The sequence below is a fragment of the Sphingomonas sp. 28-62-11 genome, assembly GCF_002278865.1.
Lineage (GTDB): Bacteria > Pseudomonadota > Alphaproteobacteria > Sphingomonadales > Sphingomonadaceae > Sphingomonas.
Genome location: NZ_NCGB01000015.1, coordinates 34,579 through 58,534 on the forward strand (window position 1 = coordinate 34,579; position 23,956 = coordinate 58,534).

General features: G+C 63.2%; 25 protein-coding genes. 15 read left to right on the forward strand and 10 right to left on the reverse strand.

The window, feature by feature from the left end:
- Window positions 1-7: 7 nt before the first annotated feature.
- Window positions 8-607, forward strand: coding sequence for a DedA family protein (locus tag B7Y49_RS06615; protein WP_374126784.1), 600 nt, complete (start codon window positions 8-10; stop codon window positions 605-607).
- Here B7Y49_RS06615 and B7Y49_RS06620 read toward each other — a convergent pair.
- The 3 genes from B7Y49_RS06620 to B7Y49_RS06630 form a co-directional block, all read right to left on the reverse strand.
- Window positions 604-1,497, reverse strand: a complete 894-nt coding sequence (locus tag B7Y49_RS06620; RefSeq protein WP_374126785.1) for a tyrosine recombinase XerC — start codon at window positions 1,495-1,497, stop codon at window positions 604-606. The genes B7Y49_RS06615 and B7Y49_RS06620 overlap by 4 nt on opposite strands.
- Before the next feature lie 277 nt (window positions 1,498-1,774).
- Window positions 1,775-2,428: a transaldolase family protein gene (fsa, locus tag B7Y49_RS06625; RefSeq protein WP_374126786.1), complete on the reverse strand. Its 654-nt coding sequence runs from the start codon at window positions 2,426-2,428 to the stop codon at window positions 1,775-1,777.
- Window positions 2,429-2,502: 74 nt separating this feature from the next.
- Entirely contained in the window at window positions 2,503-2,952 is a 450-nt protein-coding gene (locus tag B7Y49_RS06630) for a hypothetical protein (RefSeq protein WP_374126787.1), read from the reverse strand.
- 132 nt (window positions 2,953-3,084) lie between these two features.
- On the opposite strand from B7Y49_RS06630, the gene B7Y49_RS06635 reads away from it, so the two are divergent.
- Window positions 3,085-5,256 (forward strand): primosomal protein N', encoded by a 2,172-nt coding sequence (locus B7Y49_RS06635; RefSeq protein ID WP_374126788.1) that lies wholly within the window; start codon window positions 3,085-3,087, stop codon window positions 5,254-5,256.
- 65 nt (window positions 5,257-5,321) lie between these two features.
- On the forward strand, window positions 5,322-6,866 hold the full coding sequence (locus B7Y49_RS06640; protein ID WP_374126789.1) for a S1C family serine protease: 1,545 nt from the start codon (window positions 5,322-5,324) through the stop codon (window positions 6,864-6,866).
- Here B7Y49_RS06640 and B7Y49_RS06645 read toward each other — a convergent pair.
- From B7Y49_RS06645 to ada, 3 genes are read right to left on the reverse strand one after another with little or no spacing between them, the layout of a single operon-like run.
- Window positions 6,803-7,738, reverse strand: coding sequence for a CPBP family intramembrane glutamic endopeptidase (locus B7Y49_RS06645; RefSeq protein WP_374126790.1), 936 nt, complete (start codon window positions 7,736-7,738; stop codon window positions 6,803-6,805). The genes B7Y49_RS06640 and B7Y49_RS06645 overlap by 64 nt on opposite strands.
- A 57-nt stretch (window positions 7,739-7,795) precedes the next feature.
- The gene (locus B7Y49_RS06650) at window positions 7,796-8,266 is read right to left on the reverse strand and encodes a DUF1203 domain-containing protein (RefSeq protein WP_374126791.1); all 471 of its coding nucleotides are present in this window, start codon (window positions 8,264-8,266) and stop codon (window positions 7,796-7,798) included.
- Window positions 8,263-9,297 carry a bifunctional transcriptional activator/DNA repair enzyme AdaA gene (gene ada / locus B7Y49_RS06655; protein WP_374126792.1) on the reverse strand — a complete coding sequence of 345 codons (1,035 nt, stop codon included), beginning with the start codon at window positions 9,295-9,297 and terminating at the stop codon, window positions 8,263-8,265. The genes B7Y49_RS06650 and ada overlap by 4 nt, the downstream gene beginning before the upstream one ends.
- 178 nt (window positions 9,298-9,475) lie before the next feature.
- Here ada and B7Y49_RS06660 point away from each other — a divergent pair, with 178 nt between their 5' ends.
- The 3 genes from B7Y49_RS06660 to B7Y49_RS06670 are packed head-to-tail and all read left to right on the forward strand — an operon-like array spanning window position 9,476 to window position 10,428.
- Complete coding sequence (locus B7Y49_RS06660; RefSeq protein ID WP_374126793.1) at window positions 9,476-9,694, forward strand: hypothetical protein; 219 nt, start codon at window positions 9,476-9,478, stop codon at window positions 9,692-9,694.
- An 11-nt stretch (window positions 9,695-9,705) separates the two neighbouring features.
- Window positions 9,706-10,206, forward strand: coding sequence for a hypothetical protein (locus B7Y49_RS06665; RefSeq protein ID WP_374126794.1), 501 nt, complete (start codon window positions 9,706-9,708; stop codon window positions 10,204-10,206).
- A gap of 3 nt (window positions 10,207-10,209) precedes the next feature.
- Window positions 10,210-10,428, forward strand: coding sequence for a helix-turn-helix transcriptional regulator (locus tag B7Y49_RS06670; RefSeq protein ID WP_374126795.1), 219 nt, complete (start codon window positions 10,210-10,212; stop codon window positions 10,426-10,428).
- 25 nt (window positions 10,429-10,453) lie between these two features.
- Here B7Y49_RS06670 and B7Y49_RS06675 read toward each other — a convergent pair whose 3' ends face one another.
- The 3 genes from B7Y49_RS06675 to B7Y49_RS06685 form a co-directional block, all read right to left on the reverse strand.
- A complete protein-coding gene (locus B7Y49_RS06675; RefSeq protein WP_374126796.1) occupies window positions 10,454-11,686 on the reverse strand; it encodes an MFS transporter in 1,233 nt (410 codons plus the stop codon).
- Window positions 11,687-11,724: 38 nt separating this feature from the next.
- Window positions 11,725-12,405 carry a dienelactone hydrolase family protein gene (locus tag B7Y49_RS06680; RefSeq protein ID WP_374126797.1) on the reverse strand — a complete coding sequence of 227 codons (681 nt, stop codon included), beginning with the start codon at window positions 12,403-12,405 and terminating at the stop codon, window positions 11,725-11,727.
- 69 nt (window positions 12,406-12,474) lie between these two features.
- Complete coding sequence (locus B7Y49_RS06685) at window positions 12,475-14,220, reverse strand: methyl-accepting chemotaxis protein (protein ID WP_374126798.1); 1,746 nt, start codon at window positions 14,218-14,220, stop codon at window positions 12,475-12,477.
- A 290-nt stretch (window positions 14,221-14,510) separates the two neighbouring features.
- Between B7Y49_RS06685 and B7Y49_RS06690 the strand changes: the two genes are divergently transcribed.
- The 8 genes from B7Y49_RS06690 (at window position 14,511) to B7Y49_RS06725 (ending at window position 22,876) form a co-directional block, all read left to right on the forward strand.
- Window positions 14,511-15,065 carry a FoF1 ATP synthase subunit delta gene (locus tag B7Y49_RS06690; protein WP_374126799.1) on the forward strand — a complete coding sequence of 185 codons (555 nt, stop codon included), beginning with the start codon at window positions 14,511-14,513 and terminating at the stop codon, window positions 15,063-15,065.
- 12 nt (window positions 15,066-15,077) lie between these two features.
- Complete coding sequence (atpA, locus tag B7Y49_RS06695; protein WP_374126800.1) at window positions 15,078-16,607, forward strand: F0F1 ATP synthase subunit alpha; 1,530 nt, start codon at window positions 15,078-15,080, stop codon at window positions 16,605-16,607.
- Window positions 16,608-16,680: 73 nt separating this feature from the next.
- Window positions 16,681-17,556, forward strand: coding sequence for a FoF1 ATP synthase subunit gamma (locus B7Y49_RS06700; protein ID WP_374126801.1), 876 nt, complete (start codon window positions 16,681-16,683; stop codon window positions 17,554-17,556).
- Window positions 17,556-18,146: a hypothetical protein gene (locus tag B7Y49_RS06705; RefSeq protein ID WP_374126802.1), complete on the forward strand. Its 591-nt coding sequence runs from the start codon at window positions 17,556-17,558 to the stop codon at window positions 18,144-18,146. Before B7Y49_RS06700 ends, B7Y49_RS06705 begins: the two co-directional genes overlap by 1 nt.
- Entirely contained in the window at window positions 18,146-19,618 is a 1,473-nt protein-coding gene (gene atpD, locus B7Y49_RS06710) for a FoF1 ATP synthase subunit beta (RefSeq protein ID WP_374126803.1), read from the forward strand. Before B7Y49_RS06705 ends, atpD begins: the two co-directional genes overlap by 1 nt.
- Before the next feature lie 128 nt (window positions 19,619-19,746).
- The gene (locus tag B7Y49_RS06715) at window positions 19,747-19,998 is read left to right on the forward strand and encodes an ATP synthase F1 subunit epsilon (protein WP_374126804.1); all 252 of its coding nucleotides are present in this window, start codon (window positions 19,747-19,749) and stop codon (window positions 19,996-19,998) included.
- A gap of 119 nt (window positions 19,999-20,117) precedes the next feature.
- Window positions 20,118-21,662 carry a CpaF family protein gene (locus B7Y49_RS06720; RefSeq protein WP_374126805.1) on the forward strand — a complete coding sequence of 515 codons (1,545 nt, stop codon included), beginning with the start codon at window positions 20,118-20,120 and terminating at the stop codon, window positions 21,660-21,662.
- Window positions 21,663-21,703: 41 nt separating this feature from the next.
- Window positions 21,704-22,876 carry an aspartyl protease family protein gene (locus B7Y49_RS06725; protein ID WP_374126806.1) on the forward strand — a complete coding sequence of 391 codons (1,173 nt, stop codon included), beginning with the start codon at window positions 21,704-21,706 and terminating at the stop codon, window positions 22,874-22,876.
- A gap of 13 nt (window positions 22,877-22,889) precedes the next feature.
- On the opposite strand, the gene B7Y49_RS06730 is transcribed toward B7Y49_RS06725, so the two are convergent.
- A complete protein-coding gene (locus tag B7Y49_RS06730) occupies window positions 22,890-23,075 on the reverse strand; it encodes a hypothetical protein (RefSeq protein ID WP_374126807.1) in 186 nt (61 codons plus the stop codon).
- Between the two features lie 72 nt (window positions 23,076-23,147).
- On the opposite strand from B7Y49_RS06730, the gene B7Y49_RS06735 reads away from it, so the two are divergent.
- Window positions 23,148-23,954 carry a class I SAM-dependent methyltransferase gene (locus B7Y49_RS06735; protein ID WP_374126808.1) on the forward strand — a complete coding sequence of 269 codons (807 nt, stop codon included), beginning with the start codon at window positions 23,148-23,150 and terminating at the stop codon, window positions 23,952-23,954.
- Window positions 23,955-23,956: the final 2 nt, after the last annotated feature.

The following is a 23,956-nucleotide window of genomic DNA, read 5'->3' on the forward strand; positions in this document are numbered from 1 at the left end:
GCGCGGAATGACCGAATTCTTCCTCAACTTGATCCAGACTGCCGGCTATCTGGGCATTTTCCTGCTGATGGTGCTCGAAAACGTCATCCCGCCGGTGCCGTCTGAAGTGGTGATGGGGTTGGGCGGGATTGCAGTCGCACAGGGACGGATGAACATCGTGCCGCTGATGATTGCCGGGACGATCGGCAGCTTGCTCGGCAATGTCTTCTGGTATGAGATCGGCTACCGGCTGGGGCATGAGCGGTTCCGCCCGTTCATCGATCGCTATGGCCGCTGGTTGACCGTGGAATGGCGCGATGTCGAAAAGTTGCAGCGCTTTTTCGTGAAACACGGCCAGTGGGTGGTGTTCATCTTCCGCTTCATGCCGATCGGGCGGACGGTCGTGTCGATCCCCGCCGGACTGGCGCGGATGCCGCGCGGGCGGTTCCTGCTGTGGTCGACCGCCGGGATCACGATCTGGAACGCGGTGCTGGTGGGCGCGGGCTATTGGCTCGGCACACGCTTCCACGATCTCGACCGGTATCTGGGGCCAGCCGCGACAGCACTGCTGGTACTGGCGGTGATCGCCTATGCGTGGCGTGTGGTGATGTGGCGAGCGAGTCGCTAGGCCCGCGGGTGCGCGTTGCGATACACGTCGAGCAGATGCGCCGCATCGACCTGGGTGTAGATCTGCGTCGAGCTTAAACTGGCGTGCCCCAACAGTTCCTGCAGCGACCGCAGATCAGCGCCGCGACCCAGCAGGTGGGTCGCAAACGAATGGCGCAGCGCGTGGGGGGTGGTGCGTTCTGACAGGCCGAGCCGGGAGCGCGCCGCCTGCACGGCGCGGCGGATGATGGCGGGGGAGAGCGGCCCACCCTTTGCACCGCGAAATAGTGGCTGGGTGCGCTCGATCGGCCAGGGGGTAAGGCGCACATAATCCTCTATTCCGGCGCGGACTGGCGGCAGCAACGGGACGATGCGGGTCTTTTCGCGCTTGCCCGTGACCGACATTGCCTCCCCCAGCGGCAGGATCGCCCCCGTCAGCCCCACCGCCTCGCCGATCCGCAAGCCCGCGCCATAGAGCAGCAGCAGCACCGCCCAGTCGCGCGCGGCGATCCAGGGTTCGGCGGCGCTGTCCGCTACGTCACCAGCCAGCGCGACAGCCTCGTAAGGGGAAATCGGGCGCGGTACGCCCTTCTTGACGCGCGGCCCTTTCAGGGTGGGGGCCACGCCGCCCGCGCTAGCGAATTTCAGGAAACCCCGCACTGCGGAAAGTTCTCGCGCGGCCGAGGCATTGGTGAGCCCCTCGCCCCGGCGCAGCGCGAGAAATGCGCGGAGATCGGCGGTCGAGACACGTGCCAGCGCGGCAGGATCGACCTGGCTTCCCCAATGCTCGCCCAGAAAGGCGATCAACCGATCGGCGGTCGCCCGATAGGCGCGCACCGTATGCACCGATCGCCGCCGGTCGCGGCGCAGATGATCGGCATAGGCCTGCGCAAGGGGCTCAGAATTGGCCATAGCGCCCCGTCTAGCGCTCTCGCCCGGCTTTGGGGAGGGCGAGTGGCAGCCGTACGGAATACACAGCTAGACAGGGCTCGACACACAACATGCCGACCATCCGTCATCCCGGATGTTAAGCGTTCGCCAAAAATGTCTTCTTTTTTGGCGCGAAAGCCTTGCAGCCGGGATCCACCGGGCCCCAGACTTCGACCTCACGGTGGATCCCGGACATCTCGATTTTCTGATCAAATCAAGATTTTAAGAAAATCGGCTTCCGGGATGACGGTTGTTCAAGTTACCCGATCGTCTGGCCGCTTTTCGCCCAATCGGCCATGAAGCCCTCGATGCCCTTGTCGGTTAACGGGTGCTTGACGAGCTGGCGGATGACGGCGGGCGGTGCGGTCATCACATCGGCGCCGATGCGTGCGCTTTCGAGGATGTGGACCGGGTGGCGCACGCTTGCGACGAGGATTTCGGTGTCGAAGCCGTAATTGTCATAGATCAGCCGAATGTCGCGGATCAGGTCGAGCCCGTCGAGGCCGATATCGTCGAGACGACCCACGAAGGGCGAGATGAACGTTGCGCCCGCCTTGGCCGCGAGCAGTGCCTGATTAGCCGAAAAGCACAAGGTGACGTTCACCATCGTGCCATCATCGGTCAGCGCCTTGCAGGTCTTCAGTCCGTCGATCGTCAGTGGCACCTTAACCGTTACGTTGTCGGCGATCTTGCGCAGGATATCGGCCTCACGCATCATCCCGGCATGATCTAGTGCCACGACTTCGGCCGAAACCGGGCCGTCGACGATCCCGCAAATCTCCTCGACCACCTCAAGAAATTTGCGCCCCGATTTGGCGATCAGTGACGGATTGGTTGTCACCCCGTCGACCAGCCCCGAATCGGCGAGATCACGGATTTCGGCAGTATCTGCGGTATCGACAAAGAATTTCATGATGATGCGGCCCCGATAATGTGACGCGCTCATGGCAAATTCGGACGCGCCGGACCAGCCCCAATCCGGGTAAGTCAGTTCGGCAGTATCGCCATTTCAATTGTCGCGGTTTTCATTCCCGACAAACGCATCGCGTAACGACCAGGCAACAGATCGAACGTCACCATCTTGCGAATACCCGAACAAGCAGGCCCGTGACCGTGACCGGTCGAGACGAGCGTCGAGCCGCTCGACGCGACGTCGATCCAAGCCGCATTGCCAAGCGCGAGCGTGTAGCTGCCGGGGTTTGCAACCGTGATGAACAACGTCGCCGCTCGACCACCGCGTGCTGCTTCCGCCGCCGTCAGCCCTTTCAAACGTTCATGGCCCGCCACCGTGAATCGCTTCCCGATATTGGGCGCTGACGACAGCTCCCCCCAACCCGCGAGCGGGGCGGGCAACGCCAAGGGCGTTACCGAGCATGGCACCGGCGCGGGTGATGCGGTGGCCGCGACTTGAAGCATGAACAACAGGGCGTGGATCATCGGCATCATCTTTCACAAGCGGCGTGAAGCGTCACTATGTTTCACCATATACGGCACCGAAGCCCGATTGCCAGTCGTAACACGTTGTTCAAGCCGCTTTGCCGCGCGCGCCGGAGCCCCCATAAAGATAGGATGAACTCCCGCGCCCGCGTCATCATCATGAATTCTGCTCTCGGGCCGCTCGATTACCGTGTGCCGCAGGGAATGGACGTTGCGCCCGGATCGATCGTCGTCGCACCGCTCGGTCCGCGCCAGCTTATCGGGGTGGTGTGGGAAGCGGAGCGGATGCCGTCGGAAGCCGAGGTCGGCGACAATCGGCTGCGCAACCTGATCGCCACGGTCGGCGCCCCACCCATACCTGCGCCGTTGCGCCGCTTGATCGAGTGGACCGCCGATTATTATCTCGCGCCGCCTGCGTCGGTGCTGCGGATGGCGCTAGCCTCCACCTCGGCGCTAGACGGTGCACGAACGGTGACGGAGTATCGCGCCACGGGTGAGATGCCAACACGCATGACACCGCAGCGCGCGCAGGCGCTCAACCGTATCGGTGAACGGCAGGGTCTGATCCGCGAACTTGCCGCGGCCGCTGGGGTTACCGACGCGGTGATTCGTGGTCTGGTGAAGGCGGGCGCGATCGAAGCGGTCGAGGTCGCGATCGACAGCCCCTATCCGGAGCCCGAGCCCGATTTCGCCCAGCCCGCGCTATCCGCCGATCAAGCGGCTGCCGCAGCTGCCCTGTCGGCAGGGGTGACCGACCGGCGCTTCGCCCCCACCCTGCTCGACGGTGTCACCGGGTCGGGCAAGACCGAGGTCTATTTCGAAGCGATCGCCGCTGCGATCCGCACCGGGCGACAGACGCTGGTGCTCCTCCCCGAAATCGCGCTGACCGAGCCGTTCCTGACGCGTTTTGCTGCGCGGTTCGGATGCGCGCCGGTGGCTTGGCATTCCGATCTGCGCCAGTCGCAGCGCCGCCGTGCCTGGCGCGCGATTGCGAGCGGCGAGGCGCTGGTAACGGTGGGGGCACGCTCCGCCCTGTTCCTACCCTATGCCGATCTGGGGCTGATCATCGTCGATGAAGCGCATGAGACGAGCTTCAAGCAGGAAGACGGGGTGCATTACCACGCCCGTGACGTGGCGGTGATGCGCGCCAAGTTCGAGGGCTGCCCGGTGGTGCTGGCATCGGCCACGCCGGCGATCGAGACGCGGCATCAGGTGGCGCTTGGCCGCTATGCCGAACTGAAGCTGCCGGGTCGTTATGGCACCGCGCAAATGCCAGTGATCGAAGCGATCGACCTGATCGCCGAACCGCCCGAGCGCGGTCGCTGGATCGCCCCCCGGCTGGTCCGCGCCATCGATGAGACCCGCGCGCGGGGTGAGCAGGTGCTGCTGTTCCTCAACCGACGCGGCTATGCGCCACTCACCTTGTGCCGCACCTGCGGGCACCGCTTCCAATGCCCCAATTGCACCGCCTGGATGGTTGAGCACCGCCTCGTCCGGCGCCTCGCCTGCCATCATTGCGGCCATGTCGAGCAGGTGCCCGAGGCATGCCCCGAATGCGGCAACCCCGATACACTCGTCGCCTGCGGGCCCGGGGTGGAACGCATCGCTGACGAGGTCGCGTTCTACTGGCCCGATGCCAAGCGCGCGGTGGTGACGTCCGATACGCTCTGGTCCCCCGCCAAAGCCGCCGAATTCGTCCAGCGGATGGAAGCAGGCGATATCGACATCGTGATCGGCACGCAGCTGGTGACCAAGGGCTATCATTTCCCCAATCTGACGCTGGTCGGCGTGATCGATGCCGATCTGGGGCTTGGCGGGGGTGATCTGCGCGCGGCGGAACGGACGTTTCAGCAGATCAGCCAGGTCGCAGGGCGCGCAGGGCGTGAACGCAAGCCCGGACATGTCTTCATCCAGACGCACAGTCCGCAGGCCGCTGTGATGCAGGCGCTGGTGAAGGGCGATGCCGATGCCTTCTATGCCGCCGAAACCGAGGCTAGGCGCGAGGCCGATGCGCCACCGTTTGGCCGCTATGCAGCGATTATCGTATCGTCGGAGGATCGCCAGGCCGCCGAAGACGTGGCGCGCGAGATCAAGCGGGCCGCGCCTGAATGCGACGGCATGTATGTCTATGGCCCCGCACCCGCGCCGCTGACGATGCTGCGCGGGCGGCACCGCTTCCGGCTGCTTGTCCATGCCCGCCGCGCGCTCGACGTGCAGGACGTGATCCGCGCCTGGCTGGGTGGGCTCGGCTGGCCCGCAAAAGTACGTGTCGCCGTCGATGTCGATCCCTATAATTTTCTGTGATCCTGCCTTATGGACGCCATCGGGCCCGGGCATGCTTGTCGAAGGCCCTTCGATAGAGTGATCCGATGATCCGACTGATCCTGTTTCTGGCAATGCTTATAACGGCGACGGCGCCTGCGCGAGCCGATGACATTTCGGCGGCGGCGCGGGGCGTGGTGCGTGTTGTGACGATCGCATCGGCGGAAGGCGAAGTTGTCGGCTTCGGGCATGGCAGCGGCTTTGCCGTCTCCCCCAACCGGATCGTCACCAACGCGCATGTGGTGGAACTTGCAGCGCGGTACCCCGACAATGTGGTGATCGGCGTTGTCCCGTCGGAAGGCGATAAATCCTATCAGGGCAAGCTGATCGCCTATGATGCGCAGCGCGATCTCGCACTGATCGAGTTTACCGGCACGCGCCTGCCCCCGCTCACATTCTACCCCGGTGCTGCGACCGATGGCGAGGCCGTGATCGCACTTGGCTACCCCGGAAATGTCGATGTCGCGACCGCGCAAAGTGCCGCCGATTTCATCAAGCCGCTTGGCCCGGTGCGGTCGCAAGGCGGGTTTTCGGGCACGCGCAAACTGACGGGTGTCGACGTGCTGCTGCATACAGCCGGCATCGCGCGCGGCAATTCGGGCGGTCCGCTGCTCGATATCTGTGGTCGGGTGATCGGCGCCAATTCGGCGATCACCAAGGCCGAGGAAGGCGATTCGAGCTTCGGCTTTGCCGTCGCCAATTCCGAAATCGCGGCATTCCTGAAAGAGGCCAAACAGAGTTTTGCGCAAACGAGTGCGCCGTGCATTAGTGCCGAGGAACGACTGCGACAGGGCCAGGATGCGCAGGTCCGATCCGCCGAGGCGCGCGCCGCCGATGCGCAGGCCGCCGCCATGCGGGAGGCTTTGCAGCGCGAGGTTGCGCTCGACAAGGCCCGGATCGAAGCCGAGCGGCGGCGCGAAAATGTGATCGCGATTGCCGGACTGTTGCTGGTGATCGGCGCGCTTGGCATCGGCGGGGCGGGCATCCTGGAATCGCGGCGGCGGCGACAGGGCGCGATCTGGACAGGCGCCGCAGGCGTGCTGTTGATCATCGCCGCCGCAGTTGTGTTCCTCACCCGGCCGTACGGCGACGTTACCCTCGCCGTGCCGCCGCCCGACACGGCCCCGAGCGCCACCGTGCAGGCGAGTTTCGGCAAGATGCTGTGCCGGATTGCGCCCGACCGCAGCCGGATCAACCTGTCCAACCCGGCCGACGTCACCATCGACTGGCAGCCCGATGGCTGCATGAACGGGCGCACGCAATATGCCGAAAACGGCGCCAAGTGGGAACGCATCCTGGTACCGAATGACGAGCAGACCGTATCCGTGCTCGAATATGATCTGGCGACACGCAGCTATTCGGAAAGCCGTTACCTGCTTTCAGCCGCGCAGATGAAAAAGGCGCGGTCGCTGCGGGGGGCGGTGAAGCAAAAGGCCTGCACGACCAGCGAAGCCGAGCGCCAACTGCTGTCGCGCCAGCAAACCGCAATCCGCGCCGCGCTGCCCGCCCGCCCCGACGAGTGGCTGGTCTATGATTGCGCGCCGGCGCCCGCGGATACCCCAAAGGGCGCAGCGCCGTCGGCGGCATCGTGACGGCGCGCCCAGTAAGGCTTCATCACTTGCCCCCGCCGCGCGGCGACGACCAGTAACGCGATCCCGAAAGCTGTGCAGATCAGCATCGCAGGCAGCGATGCCTCTGCGCCGAAATCGCCCCCGGTTAGCAGTTCCGGACCGGTGATGCGCGGGACCAACAGGCCCTTTACCTCGAAACCCGATACCGCGATCCCATAAATACCGCCCTGAGTGAAGTTCCACGCAGCGTGAAGCCCGATCGCTGCCCAAAGCCGCCGTGTCACCATATAAATCGCCGCGAGCATCACCCCGGCCTCGATCGCGATCGCAGCACCAGCGAGCGCGCTGGCATTGGGATTGCCGAGATGCAGCGCCCCGAACAGCGCCGCCGACAGCACCAGCGCCACCCAACTGCCCAGCCAATTCTCGATGATCCGGAAAAACAGCCCGCGCAGCATGATCTCCTCGGTCACGCCCGACACGATTGAGATACCGATGATCGGATAGAGCACGCTCAACGGCTGGGTACCGACGACTTCATAGGCACCGGCCAGCGCCATCACCGCCACCACCGACGAAAACAGCACCACCCCAATCGCGAGCCCTGCCAGCAATTCGACCAGTGCACCTTTCAGCGACAAGTCGGTAACCTGGCGATGCTCGACCAGACGCCCGAAACCGATATAGGCGATGACGAACACCGCCGCGACAATCGATCCGCCAACGATCGCCCATTGCCCGTCACTCCGCGCGCCAACTGCAGCGGCAAGGCCAGTCGCGATCACGCTGGCCCCCGCCATCACCCCAAATGCGACGATCAGAGTCATCGGCGGAAAGTGAATAATCCGCCAGACGAGGCTCTTGCCGCGCGGCTTGGTTGCGATGTCGTCCATACTTCCCCCGGAGTTGCGCGCGCAACGTAGCGGTCGCTCTCTACGGGTAAAGCCCTTTCAGCCGCGATCGATACGGGCAGCGAAGCATCCATGCGCGGCATTGTGGGCGTGGAGGTATGCGATGGCAGGATCGGCGAATAGCTGTTCGATCTTCTCTCCTGCGTCGTTCGCCAAAGCGAGCGCGGCGTTGCGTAGCATACCTGCTTCGTCGAACGCCCTCAGCGCGATCGGTCGGTTGGCGAATATGGGAGGTAGCGCATTTTCCAGCGCAGCCGCCCGTGTCGCGCGCTCACGGACATAGATCGCGTAGCGATTGCGATAGGGCGAGCCCACCGCGTGATCCTCAAAATTCAGCAGGATCACCGGTTCGCCGACCTCGGCATCTTCAAGGGTGATCCGGCACGGGTAGCCGGGCTTGTGATCGGCCTTCACGCGGACGGCGCCAATCTCGGCCAGTTCTGCGTCGCTGCGTCCGATCAAGTTCGCGAAACGCTCAATTGGCAATCCATTGATGCGATAGCTCGTCATTTCACGCTCTCCCGGTCCAACAAGACAACCTTGCGATCGACCCCGTATGCATAGCCGCCCATTGTGCCGTCACTGCGCTGGGCGCGGTGGCAGGGGATGATGACCGCGAGATGGTTTGCTCCACATGCGGTTCCTGCGGCGCGAACCGCGCTGGGGTTGCCCGCCATCGCGGCGAGCTGGCTGTAGCTGCGGGTTTCACCGGCGGGAATCTGGCGCAGTGCCTGCCAGATCGCCTCCTGAAACGCGGTGCCGCGCACGTCCATCGGCAGATCGATATCGCGATCGGGCGATTCGACGCTGGCCACGACTTGCGCTGCCAGATCAGCGAGCGCCGTACCGCCGGGCAGGATCTCCGCCTGAGGGAAGCGCAGCCGCAGCGCCGCCTCACCCTCATCGAACGATACCCGACACAGCCCCTTGTCGGTCGCTGCGACGAGCAGCGCCCCAAGGCTGGTATCGACGATCACCCAGCGGATCGTCGACCCTGCCCCGCCGCGCTTCCACGCGCTCGGCGTCATGCCAAGTCGCTTGCCTGCGCCTTCGTAGAACCGGCTGGGGGCCGAATAGCCGGCCTCGTAAATCGCCTCGGTCACGCTGGTCTCCTTCATCAATGCCTGCGCCGCCGCCCGCGCTTTCAACCCACGCGCATAGGCGGCGGGGGTCACGCCGGTCGAGCGTTTGAACAACCGGTGGAAATGATGCGGTGCATAGCCGACCATCGCCGCCAGCTCGTCGAGCCCGAGCGTCTCCTCTGCCCCCTCGATCAGCGCAACGGCGCGAGCGACCGCGACCCGGTCACGCCCGACCTCATCCGGCTTACAGCGCAGACAGGCGCGAAAGCCCGCTGCCACCGCCTCGCTGCCATCGCGGTAGAACACGACATTCTCGCGCCTGGGATGCCGCGCCGGGCAGCTTGGCTTGCAATAGATGCCGGTGCTCAGCACCGCGCCGACGAAACGGCCATCGCTGTGCCGGTCGCGGGCGATGAAGGCGGCCCAGGCCGAGTCGGGATCAATGGTCTCAGTGCTCATGCCGTCGATATAGGCGCGCTGCGCGGCCGCTCCATCCCGCGCGTTGCGATCAAAACAGCCGCCGATTCGGAGATCGCAACCCCTTGCGGCTCCTTCATAAATCACTTTTTCGACGGAAGGCCTTGACGTAATAAGCCATTTAATTTATGTTTTACGTAAATTAAATGGGGATACGCAAATGCAACATGGAAAGTCGATTTATCCGGAACGCCAGTTTCGCGCTAGCTGGACGGGCTTTTCGCTCGCCCTTTGCGCGGTCGCGGTCGTGGCGACGCTTGTCTGGGGCAACGGCAACACGCCTTTCCCCAAGGCCAGTTCGGCAGGTCCACGCCTGCACACCGAAATTTCGATCGGCAGCGGCTCGCTGCAGGTCAGCTTTAACCTCAACATCAATTGAAAGGACGCATGATGAAAGCTTTGACCATCGACCGGCTGCACGCCGAAAGCCAGCGGCTGAAAAGCCTGTTCGGCTGGGCGGTTGGGCTTGGCGCCTTCCTGCTCTTTAGCCAGATCCTCTATGTGCCGCTCAAAGGCCTGATCTTTGCGATCGGCACACCTGATATGGTCGGCGCTTCGGCAATGATTATGGAAACCGCCGTCAGGTCGCTTCCCGCAGTTGCGCTGATTGCCGCGCTCTGGACGGCCCGGCAGCTCTTTGAGGTCTATTCGGGCGGGACAATCCTTTCCGCGCGCGGCGGCCGACTAATCGGTCGTGTCGGCGACTGGCTGACGGTCAGCGCGATCCTTGCACTCGCGGTTGGCCCCGCCAACGACCGGATGGACGCGGTGACGGGCGCTTACATCACCACCCAGATCGCGCTGATCTGCGTCGGCCTCGCGATCCGGCTGCTTGGCCGGGTCCAGGCAGTTGCCGCCGATATTGCCGCCGATCACGCGCAGATCGTCTGAGCCATGCCGATCATCGTCACCCTCGACGTCATGCTCGCGCGGCGAAAGATGCGCGCCAAGGACCTCGCCCAGCGGATCGACATCAGCGAGACCAACCTTTCGCTACTGCGATCGGGCAAGGTGAAGGGCATCCGTTTCGAGACGCTCGAAAAGCTGTGCCAGGAGCTTGATTGCAAGCCGGCCGACCTGCTCGATTATGAGGATGAAGGCGGAATCGTCTGACGCCCAGCGCGGCTGGCGGCTGCGATCAAACCGCCGCCGCCTCCCCGCCATGACGCAGCATCGTGACGATCAACGCCAGCCACGCAAGGAACAACAATATCGCCGCCAGCAGGAACGGCGCGCCGGGGAAGTATAGCCCCTTCGCATCAGCAAAGGCGCCAAAAACACCGGTCATGATCGGCGGGCCGATGATCGAGGTAAGACTGATCACGCTGGCAATCGCACCCTGCAGCTCGCCTTGCGCGTCGTCGGGCACGCGCAGCGTCATCATCTGCTGCATCGCCGGAAAGGTGACGCCGGCAAACGCACCGACGACCATGCCTACCACCAGAATGGCGGTGTTGGGTGCTGTCGCCAGGATCAGGTAGGAAGGCAGGCCACAGCTAAGCCCCACCACCGCCACGCGTCGCGCCCCGAAACGCTGGACAAGCGGCCCGACCGCAAAGCCCTGCGCCCCCGCCATCATGATTCCGAACAGCGCAATCGTGATGCCGATCACCAAGGGGCTCCACCCGAAGCGGGCGATCCCCTGAAAGCTCCACACCGAAAGCTGCGATTGCGCTGCCAGCTGCATGAACAAAATTGAAACAAGACACCCGATCACCAGCGGCATCCGCGCCATCTGCACAACACTGCCGACCGGGTTGGCGCGCAGGATGGAAAAGGCGCGGCGGCGATCCGGCGGCAGCGTTTCCTTCAGCACAAACCAGCCGATCAGCGCGCCCGTGAGTGCAACGCCGCTCGCCGCCATGAACGGCACCCGCTCGCCCAGCCCGCCGAGCAAGCCGCCAATGCCGGGTCCGAGAACGAACCCTGCCGCCCCTGCCCCGCCCAGCGCGCCGAAGGCCCGCCCGCGCTCGGCCGGCGGGACGATATCGGCGATGCAGCTATTGGCGGCGGTAAAGGTGGCGCCCATGATTCCGGAAATGACTCTGCCCACGAACAGCCACGCAAGCGTCGGCGCCCAGGCCATAAGCGCATAATCGATCCCCAGCGCGAACAGCGTCAGCAGCAATACAGGCCGCCGCCCAAACCGATCGCTCAGTCCACCGATAACCGGCGCGAACAGGAACTGCATCACGGCATAGGCAAACAACAGCCACCCGCCGATCTCCGCGGCGCGGTCGATCGTCACGTCGCTCAGCGAGATGATGAGTCGCGGCATTACCGGCAGGATCAGCCCCAGCCCGGCAATGTCGACAAACACGATCATCGCGACCAGCGCGAGAACCGAGCGGTTTGATCCGCCTTCGGTCATTCGTCCCCCAATGAACGGCTAAAGTACTAAGGTTAGGCTCACCCGCCATTTGCCTCAAACAGCTCAAGCGTGCGTTCGCGCGCCAGATCGGCGCTGGGTTCGTGGTAATCCTTGCGGCGGTCCGAATTGAAGCCGTGTCCGGCTTCGTAGATGTGGACGGTCGCATTTGGCCAATCGCGCGCGACTACCTTGTCGACACCTTCCATCGGGATGCCGTTATCATAGCGCCCGAAATGCAAAATGACCGGCACCTTCGGCTCCTCATCGACCGCGCCGGGGATCAGGCTTCCATAATAGCCTGACGCTGCAGTAACATCTGTCAACCGGGTGGCGGCGAACCAGGCTACAGAGCCGCCATAGCAATAGCCGACAACGAACACCGCCCCCTTGCTCACCAGCGCATCGATGCAGGTCTGCACGTCGCTGAGGCTCTGATCGAAAGGGTGCAGCTCGCGCGCAAGTTCCACCGCGCGCGCGAAGCCTTCGCCAGAATAATCAGCTTCGAAGCCCGGGTGTTCGCGATCGAACAGAGCGGGGGCGAGCACCTCATAGCCATCCTGCGCATATTCGTCGCACAGGTCGCGAATGTGATCGGTAACGCCGAAGATTTCCTGCACCAGCACCAGCCCGCCGCGCCGCGTACCCGTCGGCTCGACATGATAGACAGCGACTTCAGCGCCATCGGCCATCGTCATCCGGATCGTCGTGCCTTCGGCCATCATACTCTCCCACTTCGCTTTGGCCCCTCTTTTAGCGGCGGCGATAGCGAGTGGAAGGCTAAACCCCGATCAGGCTGCGCGAACGTCTGCGATCAGCTGATTGATCTGGCCGCGCAGTAGATCGACATTGCCGGCAACATCATCGGCGGTGCTGGCAAGATCAATTGCCGTGCAGCGCGTGCGCTCAGCGCGACCATGGAGAAGTTGCATATTGGCAGCGGCATGGGCGGTACCACCCTCGACTTCGGCGATGGCGCGGGCGATCCGCCTGGTCATGTCACGCTGCTGCTCGACCGCGTCAGCGACATTGGTGGCGGACTGATCAAGCCCGGCGACCAGCGTGTCGATCGATTCGATGGTCGAGAGCACCGTAGCACTGGCATCACGCACGGCCGACAGCCGGGATTCGATCTTGCCTGCTGCCGCCTGTGTTTGACGGGCGAGCCCCTTTACCTCTTCGGCCACCACGGCAAAGCCACGTCCTGCAGGCCCGGCACGCGCCGCCTCAATAGTGGCGTTTAGCGCGAGCAGATTGGTTTGCCCTGCGATGATGGCGATGAAATCAAGCACCGAAGCAATTTCGCTCACCAGATCGCCCAGGGATTCGGCATGATCACGCCCGGCGATCGTCCGCGCGCGCACCGTGCCGACGCCAGCGCGCGAATCATTGGCGGCGCGGCTGATATGGTCAATCGCCGTCGCCAGCGCGCTGCTCGATTGAGCAATGGTGCGCGCACTGGCCGCGCTTTGCTCAGCCAGCGAGGCGGTTGCCAGCGCGTGATGTTCCGCCTCGGCAGCCTCGCCCGACATTGTCGCTGCGGTTTCGCGCAGGCGGGGTCCGGCTGATTTCAGCCCAGCGACGACATCGCCAGCCTGCCGCTCGAACACGGCAAACAGGGCGTCAAGATCGGCCGCGCGCTTGGCGTTGGCGGCATGATCCTTCACCTCACGGCGATGCAATGCATCCTCCGTCCGGCGCGATTCCTCGCTCAGACGGCGCGCGTCGATCGATCGCTGGCGCGCAAAGGCAAGCGCGCGGGCAATCGCGCCAATCTCATCCGTGCGATCAAGACCGGGGATCACAGCATCATGTTTGTCATCGGTGATGTGGTGCGTCGCGACGGCAATCTCTGCGAGCGGCTGGGTTATCCGCCGCGCGACGATAAGCATTCCCCACCAGCCGACTAGAACCGCCATCAGCGTGACCAGCGTGACAACGACATAGGCACGCCAGAACCGGTCCTGCATCACGCGTTGTTCGACCCCGGCGTCAGCACGCAGCGCCGCAATCAGCGAATCACTCGCCCCAGTCAGCGGATCAATGGCGGCATTCAGCGGACCACTGACAAAGAAATCGAGCCTGTCAGTCTGTTTTGCCCGCAGCATCCGATCCAGCCCGGCAATCGCGAGATCGGCGTCACGCCGCGCCGCGTCTACCCTTGCGATCATCAAACTATGGCGTTCATCGAGTTGATGGTCGCGAAACAACGTCCAGTTTCGTTTGATCGTCTGCCGGGAATCTTCAATCGCATCGACCGCCCCCGCAATCGAAAGATTGCCGCTGACCACTTTGTGCGCGGTGGCCAGTGCCTTGGCATAGTTATCGGTCACCGCCTGCAGCTCAGCAATCGGATAAATTTTCTCGCGCACGAGCACGCGCATGCCGTTGCTGGTTGTAATCGAGCCGATGATCAAGGTGAGCGCAAGCACCGCCTGAATCGCCAGCAGCGCAATCAAAACACGGCGTAACGCCACGCCAATACTGTTGGTTTGGCCGTTAAACCATTCGCTGAGCGAGGGGAGCGTAAGGCGCATAGAAAGCGATATCCAGAATCGTCCGGCGGTTGCCTGGTTCCAACTCTATGGGGCCCAAGCAGCAAACAGGGAGTTAACCACGTGTGACGCTTTGATGAAAAGTTACGGAAATCCGATTGTTTTTGGCGCCAATCCAAGCGCTGCCCAGCTAATCGGCTACCCGGCTTGCATCGCCTGCATACCGATGCTAGCAGCCGCCCAACCCATGGCCCGGTGCGTGAACAGGGGCCCTTAGAGGCCTGTTCGCGCATGGGGCCAATTTTTCTGTTCCCGAAGAGGATGTCGATCGCGTGGAGAATTCCGGCGGTATTCAAGCGAGCTTACCGGGGCGTTACGCAACGGCGTTGTTCGAGTTAGCGCGCGATGCAAAATCGATCGACAAGGTTGAGGCAAGCCTGGCCACGCTGCGTGCGGCGCTCGATCAATCAGCGGATTTCAAGACGTTGACGACTAGCCCCCTCATCGCACGTGGCGCAGCGACCAAGGCCGTTGCCGCCGTTGCAACGATGCTGAAGCTTGATGCGACGACGACGAAGTTCCTTGGTGTGCTCGCCGACAATCGCCGTCTGGCGCAATTGCCCGTAATCATCCGGGCGTTCCGCCAGCTCGCCGCCAGCTTCCGCGGCGAAACGACGGCTGAGGTTACCTCCGCCCATGCTCTTACCGACGATCAGGTTACCGCGCTGAAGCAATCGCTTCGCCAGCGGATCGGTCGCGAAGTTTCGGTCGACCTGTCGGTTGATCCGTCGCTGCTGGGCGGGCTCGTCGTCCGCATCGGCAGCCAGATGATCGATTCGTCGATCAAGACCCGTTTGAACTCCCTCGCGCTCGCGATGAAAGGCTAAAAGGCTCAACCCATGGATATCCGCGCCGCTGAAATCTCGAAGGTCATCAAGGACCAGATCGCCAGCTTCGGCACTGAGGCCCAGGTCTCGGAAACCGGGCAAGTGCTGTCAGTGGGTGACGGTATCGCCCGCATCCATGGCTTGGACAATGTCCAGGCCGGTGAGATGGTCGAATTCTCGAACGGCGTGCAGGGCATGGCGCTCAACCTTGAAGCCGACAATGTCGGCGTCGTGATCTTCGGCTCTGACAGCCAGATCAAGGAAGGCGATGTCGTCAAGCGCACCGGCACGATCGTCGACGTGCCGATCGGCAAGGGCCTTCTCGGCCGCGTTGTCGATGGCCTTGGCAACCCGATCGATGGCAAGGGCCCGATCGTCAGCGACCAGCGCAGCCGCGTCGAAGTCAAGGCGCCGGGAATCATCCCGCGTACCTCGGTCCACGAACCCGTCCAGACCGGGCTGAAGGCGATCGACGCCCTCGTCCCCGTTGGCCGTGGCCAGCGCGAACTGATCATCGGCGATCGCCAGACCGGCAAGACCGCGGTCGCGATCGACACGTTCATCAACCAGAAGAATGCCAATGCGGGCGATGACGAGAGCAAGAAGCTCTACTGCATCTATGTCGCGATCGGCCAGAAGCGCTCGACCGTCGCGCAGATCGTCCGTCAGCTCGAAGAATCGGGCGCGATGGACTATACCATCGTCGTCGCGGCAACCGCATCCGAGCCTGCCCCGCTCCAGTTCCTCGCACCCTATACCGGCTGCGCGATGGGCGAATATTTCCGCGACAATGGCATGCACGCGCTGATCGTTTATGACGATCTGTCGAAGCAGGCGGTCGCCTATCGCCAGATGTCGCTGCTGCTGCGCCGCCCGCCGGGCCGCGAAGCCTATCCCGGCGACGTGTTCTATCTCCACAGCCGCCTGCTCGAGCGCGCCGCCAAGATGAACTCGGATAATGGTTCGGGCTCGCTGACCGCGCTGCCGATCATCGAAACCCAGGCGGGCGACGTGTCGGCATACATCCCGACCAACGTGATCTCGATCACCGACGGCCAGATCTTCCTCGAAACCGATCTGTTCTTCGCCGGCATCCGCCCCGCGATTAACGTCGGCCTGTCGGTGAGCCGCGTCGGTTCGGCCGCACAGACCAAGGCGATGAAGAAGGTGTCGGGCTCAATCAAGCTCGAGCTGGCGCAGTACCGCGAAATGGCGGCGTTCGCGCAGTTCGGTTCGGACCTCGACGCGTCGACCCAGAAGCTGCTCAACCGCGGCGCACGGCTCACCGAGCTGCTGAAGCAGGCGCAGTTCAGCCCGATGCCGTTCGAAGAGCAGACCGTGTCGATCTTCGCTGGCACCAACGGCTTTATCGATGCCGTGCCGGTGAACGCGGTGACGCGCTATGAGCAGGCGATGCTCGCCGATATGCGCGCCAACCACGCCGACCTCCTCACCGACATCCGCGACAAGCGCGACCTGTCGAAGGAAACGACTGAGGCGCTGAAGACGGCTCTCGGGAATTTCGCGAAGACGTTTGCTTAATTAATGTGTGTCCCCGCGAAGGCGGGGACCCAGACTGGGCTCCCGCCTTCGCGGGAGCACAAGAAGGAAGACAATGGCGAGCCTGAAGGCCCTCAAGATCCGCATCGGCTCGGTGAAGTCGACGCAGAAGATCACCAAGGCGATGAAGATGGTCGCCGCCGCCAAACTGCGCCGTGCGCAGGAAGCGGCGGTTGCTGGACGCCCCTATGCCGAGCGGCTCGAAGCCGTGATGGCCAGCCTGGCCGCGAAGGTGACGGTCAGCGCATCGTCACCCAGGCTGCTCGCCGGCACCGGCAAGGATCAGGTCCATCTGATTATCGTCGCTACATCCGAGCGTGGCCTGGCAGGCGCGTTCAACTCGAACATCGTCCGCGCCGCGCGCCGCAAGGCCGAGGAGCTGACCGCGGCCGGCAAAACCGTCAATTTCTACATCGCGGGTAAAAAGGGCCGCGTCCTTCGCCGCTTCTACCCGACACAGATCGTCCATGATTTCGAGATGGGCCATATCAAGGCGGTGAAGTTCGCCGATGCCCGCGCCGTCGCCGATGATGTTATCGCGCGCTACGAAGCCGGCGAGTTCGACGTTGCGCACTTGTTCTATGCCCGCTTCCAGTCGGCACTGGTGCAGGAGCCGACGGGTCGCCAGATCATCCCCGTCGCGATCGATACCAGCCGCGCCAAATCGACCAGCCTTGCTGCGGTCGATTACGAGCCCGATGAGGAATCGATCCTGGCCGAACTGCTGCCGCGCAACGTCGCGATCCAGCTTTTCCGCGCATTGCTGGAAAATGCCGCGTCAGAGCAGGGCAGCCGCATGACCGCGATGGACAATGCGACACGCAACGCCGGCGACATGATCCAGCGCCTGACGATCCAGTATAACCGCACCCGCCAGGCCGCGATCACGACCGAACTGGTCGAAATCATCTCGGGCGCCGAGGCCCTCTGATGCGTCCGATTGTCTTTGCTGCCTTGCTGGGGCTGGCGGGGGCACTCGCCGCGTGTGGGCCGGAAGCGCCCAAGAAGGAAACCTACGCGCCAACGCCGCTCGCGCCCGCAGGCTGGACGCAGATTTTTGCAAACCCAGCCGAATCCATCGACGTGATGAACCGGCTTGGCTTCCGCATCGGCGCCTATGCGCCTGCCGAGGGCGGCCATAAGGCGGTTGGCATTCCGGCAATGCTGTCGCGGTCCGATGTTCTCAAGCCTAATGTTACCAATGTCGAACTGACCGGCACGGCTGACACGCTGACCGCGGTGCGCTTCACGCTCGATCTGACCGATCTTAGCGATGACGGCTTTGCGAAGAAGCAGTTCGTCAAACAGATTAAACAGCGTTTCGCGCAACTTGGCGTCGCGGGTGCAGACAAGCTGACGCAGAACATCATGTCCGAGCGGCCGACCAACGGGACCACCGCCGGCGCTAACTACGCGCTCACGCGCGATCTCATTCCCGGCGGCAAGAACCACCGCCGCATCACCCTGACTTTCACGCCTGCGGGTTCCACCCCCGCGACTTCAGCCCCAAGGAACGGATAATGGCAACCGCCCCCGACACTCTCGCGCCCGTCGCGACCACCAACAATGTAGGCCGGATCAGCCAGGTCATCGGCGCGGTCGTCGACGTGACCTTCGAAGATCAGCTGCCTGCGATTCTGAACGCGCTTGAGACGTTCAACAATGGTAACCGGCTGGTGCTCGAAGTCGCGCAGCATCTTGGTGAAAACACCGTCCGCACGATCGCCATGGACGCGACCGAAGGCCTGACGCGCGGCCAAACCGTCACCGACACCGGTTCGCAGATCCGCGTGCCCGTCGGCCCCAAGACGCTTGGTCGCATCCTGAACGTGATCGGTGAGCCGATCGACGAGCGCGGTCCGGTCGGCAATGTCGACACTGCCCCGATCCACGCCCCTGCCCCGCTGTTCGTCGACCAGTCGACCGAAAGCGCCATTCTCGTCACAGGCATCAAGGTGATCGACCTGCTCGCGCCTTATGCCAAGGGCGGCAAGATCGGCCTGTTCGGCGGCGCCGGCGTCGGCAAGACTGTGCTGATCCAGGAACTGATCAACAACATCGCCAAGGGCCATGGCGGCACCTCGGTGTTCGCGGGCGTCGGCGAGCGCACCCGCGAGGGTAACGATCTGTACCACGAATTCCTCGACGCAGGCGTTATCGCCAAGGATGCCGATGGCAACGCCGTCAGCGAAGGTTCCAAGGTGGCGCTGGTGTATGGCCAGATGAACGAGCCCCCCGGCGCGCGTGCCCGTGTTGCGCTGTCGGGTCTGACGATCGCTGAATATTTCCGCGATGTCGAAGGCCAGGACGTGCTGTTCTTCGTCGACAACATCTTCCGCTTCACCCAGGCGGGTTCGGAAGTGTCGGCCCTGCTCGGCCGCATTCCATCGGCCGTGGGCTATCAGCCGACCTTGTCGACCGACATGGGCGCGCTGCAGGAGCGCATCACCTCGACCAACAAGGGTTCGATCACGTCGGTGCAGGCGATCTACGTGCCTGCCGACGATTTGACCGATCCGGCGCCTGCAACATCGTTCGCTCACTTGGACGCAACGACCGTGCTCAACCGCGCGATTTCGGAACTTGGCATCTACCCGGCGGTCGATCCGCTCGACTCCACGTCGCGTGTGCTCGAACCCCGCGTCGTCGGCCAGGAGCATTATGATACCGCGCGTGCGGTCCAGTCGGTGCTGCAAAAGTACAAATCGCTGCAGGACATTATCGCGATTCTGGGCATGGACGAGCTGAGCGAAGAAGATAAGCTCACCGTCAGCCGCGCCCGCAAGATCCAGAAATTCCTGTCGCAGCCCTTCCACGTCGCCGAAGTCTTCACCGGCATTTCGGGCAAGTTTGTGCAGCTCGAAGACACCGTGAAGTCGTTCAAGGCAGTCGTCGACGGCGAATATGATCACCTGCCCGAAAGCGCCTTCTACATGGTCGGCGGCATCGACGAAGCGATCGCCAAGGCCGAAAAGATGGCGCAGGAGGCGTAAACTCCTGCTCCCCTCCCGCCTGCGGGAGGGGTCGGGGGTGAGCGCATCCATTTGGATCAGCGCCTGCCTCCCGAAACAAGGCCCACCCCCAGCCCCTCCCGCATGCGGGAGGGGAGTGAGACTGAACAATGCTCCACTTTGAACTCGTCACCCCTGAAAAGCTCGTCCGCAGCGAGGACGTGTACATGGTTGTCGTCCCCGGTTCAGAGGGTGATTTCGGCGTGCTGGCCGGCCATTCGCCGCTAATGTCGACAATCCGCGATGGGGCGCTCCACATCTATCGCACCGAAAAGGGCGAACCCGAGAAGCTGCCGATCAAAGGCGGCTTTGCCGAGGTTACCGAGCGCGGGCTGACCGTGCTGGCCGAACAGGCAGGTTGATCAGCCGCTTATTGCGATACGAGAAATTTTTCGCTGGCGCATTTCCTAACTTGCACGGTTAAGGAAACGTCAAACCTTGCCGGTTAGGCAGGGTGCGTGACTAACAAGATTCGCCTATCATGAGCGCATTCGGACGACGCAGCGGCGCCGGAAACGGCACCCCGCCAGCGCGGCCGGCGTTCGGCGTTGCCCGCCCGATGCAAGGCGGTGGACCTGCGCGCCCCGCAGACCTGCAGGGCAGCGAACAATTCCCACCGATTGATCTTGCCCCCCTGCCCCCATTGGATTCGGCCAGCGACGGGATGTCCGGCACGATGCCCGGCACGGCGATGGACGCGATGCAGCGCCTGCAGGAACGCCAGTCTTCGTCAGGCGAAGCTGGCCAGTCGCGGATGGAAGGCTTCGAAACCTCGATCCACAAGATCAAGGAACAGGTGCTGCCGCGCCTGCTCGAACGCGTCGATCCCGAAGCCGCCGCCACGCTCAATAAGGATGAACTGGCCGAAGAATTCCGCCCGATCATCGGCGAAGTGCTTGCAGAACTGAAACTGACGCTCAATCGCCGCGAGCAGTTTGCGCTCGAAAAGGTGTTGATCGACGAATTGTTGGGGCTCGGGCCGCTCGAGGAGTTGCTCAACGATCCGAACATCTCGGACATCATGGTCAATGGCCCCGAGCAGACGTATATCGAGCGCAAGGGCAAGCTTGAGCTCGCGAATATCCAGTTTCGCGATGAAGAGCATCTTTTCCAGATCGCGCAGCGCATCTGCAACTCGGTTGGCCGCCGCGTCGACCAGACCACCCCGCTCGCCGACGCCCGCCTGAAGGACGGCAGCCGCGTTAACGTGATCGTGCCGCCGCTGTCTTTGCGCGGCACCGCGATATCGATTCGTAAATTCTCCGCCAAGCCGATCACGCTCGACATGATGGCCGGGTTCGGTTCGATGAGCCCGAAGATGGCGACGGCGCTGAAGATTGCCGGCGCGTGCCGCTTCAACGTTGTCATTTCGGGCGGTACAGGTTCGGGCAAGACGACGATGCTCAACGCACTGTCAAAGATGATCGACCCCGGCGAACGCGTACTGACGATCGAGGACGCGGCCGAACTGCGGCTGCAGCAGCCGCACTGGCTCCCGCTCGAAACGCGACCGCCCAATCTTGAAGGCCAAGGCGAAATCTCGATCCGCGATCTCGTGAAGAACGCGCTGCGTATGCGGCCGGACCGGATCATCCTGGGCGAAATTCGCGGGAGCGAGTGTTTCGATCTGCTCGCGGCGATGAACACCGGCCATGACGGCTCCATGTGTACGCTCCACGCCAACTCGCCGCGCGAATGTCTGGGGCGTATGGAAAACATGGTGATGATGGGCGACATCAAGATGCCCAAGGAAGCGATCAGCCGCCAGATCGCCGATTCAGTCGACCTGATTGTTCAGGTGAAGCGTCTGCGCGACGGTAGCCGCCGCGTCACCAACATCACCGAAGTGATCGGCATGGAAGGCCCCGTGATCGTGACGCAGGAGCTGTTCAAGTTCGAATATCTCGACGAGAGCGCCGACGGCAAGATCATCGGCGAATATCGATCGATGGGGCTGCGTCCCTATACACTTGAAAAAGCGCGGCAATACGGCTTCGATCAGGCGTATCTGGAAGCAACGTTATAAGCGGTTTGCCCGAAGCCCGGCCTTGGCTAGGACAGGTGGCGATGAAGCCCCTGCCGATCCTAGTGGCGATCGCGCTGATCGGCGCCGCGCCGCCACCGAGCACGGCGGTATCGACACTGGCCAGCGATAGCGAGGCGCATTGGGTGCCGTTCGATCTGACCCCCGGCAACCAGATCCGCTTCACGATGATGATCAATGATCGGCCCGCGGCTGCCGTGCTCGACACCGGCGTCAGCGCCTCAGTAATCTCACGCAGTTTTGCGACGGCAGCCCGGATGAAGGTGCAGCCGCGCGGTCTGGCCCGAGCGATTGGCGGCGCAGTGACGATCGGCTGGACGCCGGTACAGAACATCATGCTGGGCGGGATGACGCGGCGCGGGGGCGGCATTGGCGTCACCACATTACCTGCCGCAGCGACCGGTGGCGTACAACCCGTGGACGTGCTGGTCGGCCATGATCTCATCGACGCGTATGCGATCGAGATTGATTACGATGCGATGCGGTTTCGCTTGCTGAAATCGGGCCGTTTGCCGTTTCGTGGCGTCAGCGCACCGTTGCGGATCGCCCCTGACCAAAATGTCTATGTCACAGAAATCAACCTGGGGGGGCGACGATTGGCACCGATGGTTGTCGATACCGGCGACGGATCGTCGATCACCCTCTCGCAGGAGGCCTATCGCGCTGCGGGGCTTACGGGTGTGCAGACCACCACGACGATTGCCTATGGGCTGGCAGGCCCGATGATAAGCGATCTCGCCATCCTCCCAAGCCTGTCGGTCGGCAAACTCGCCGCCAGTGATGTCGAGCTCCGGGTAGAGCGTCGCGGCGGTTTCTCCCAGTCTATTGGCGCTGCGGGGCGGATCGGATCGGGGTTTTTGCAACATTATCGGGTGCTAATGGATCCCGCCGCCGGCCATATCGTCTTCGCCGCTACGGTGCGCACTGGCACACCGCCGCTGCGCTCCACCAGCGGCATCCTGATGACAGCGGAAAAGGGCCGTCTGCGGGTGCTGCACGTGATGCGCGGCAGCCCTGCCGAAGCTGGCAGCTGGCGTGCGGGCGACATGATCTGCAGGATCGACGGCGTGCCAATCCCAGCCGATTACAATGCGAGCCCGATCAGCACTTGGTCTGTAGGCAAACCCGGTCGTATCGTCGCGCTCGGCACTTGCGATGGCGCAACCCGGGCGTTGAGGCTCAACCACTTTTACTGATCGGCGCGCTGGCTCAACCCTTCAGCGCCAGTCCTGCCATCACGACGGCGGCGATTAGTGCGAGAATCTGCACAGTCGGCCAATCGATCATGCTGACGGCATCGGGATCAGCGCGGCGCGCGCGGCGCCAATCACGCCAACCGCTGAACAAGGCAATCGCCACCGCGATACCCGCGCCCGCCCAAAGCCCTGCTTGCATCATTCCCCTTTGCGAGCCAAAAAGCGCAGCGTCTTTACCCGTTTACTCGCCCCTGTTACCCGAGGAGTCGTCATGCGCCACCCCTTTCTGATCCCCACTCTTGCCGTCGCCAGCCTTGCCTTTGCCGGTGGTGCAATTGCTGCGGCCGTCGCGCCGAGCCCCGCGATCATCGCTGCCGTTAAGGCCCCGAGCCGCACACCAGCCAATCTGGCACGTGATCCGTATCGCCACCCGGCCGAGACGTTGGCTTTCTTTGGTGTGAAGCCGAATCAGACGGTAGTGGAAATCTGGCCAGGCGGTGGCTGGTACACTGAAATTCTCGCTCCATACGTCACGAAGGGTACGCTTTATGCGGCGACGCCGTCGACGGGCGCACGCAAGGGCGTGATGAACCTGCAGGCGGCGAAACCCGACGTATATGGCAAGATCAAGTTTGCCGCCTTCCCGACAACCGATGCAGCCGCCGCCGTGCCTGCCGGCACCGCCGATGTCGTGCTGACGTTCCGCAACGTCCATAACTGGAGCTTCGGCGCGACCGACCAGACCCAGGCCGCGTTTGACCAGATGTTTGCGATGCTGAAACCCGGCGGCACGCTCGGCGTCGTCGAGCACCGCCTGCCAGAAGATGCCAAGGGCATCACAGAGGCGAAGAGCGGATACATGAAGCGCTCGTCGGTGATTACCTTTGCCACCAAGGCGGGGTTCAAACTGGCTGGCGAAAGCGACATCAACGCCAACCCCAAGGACACCCATGATTACCCCAAGGGCGTGTGGACGCTGCCGCCCAACTTCGCCGAAAAAGACGTCGATCGCGCTCGATACACGGCCATCGGCGAAAGCGACCGCATGACGCTGAAGTTCGTCAAGCCGAAGAAGTAAGC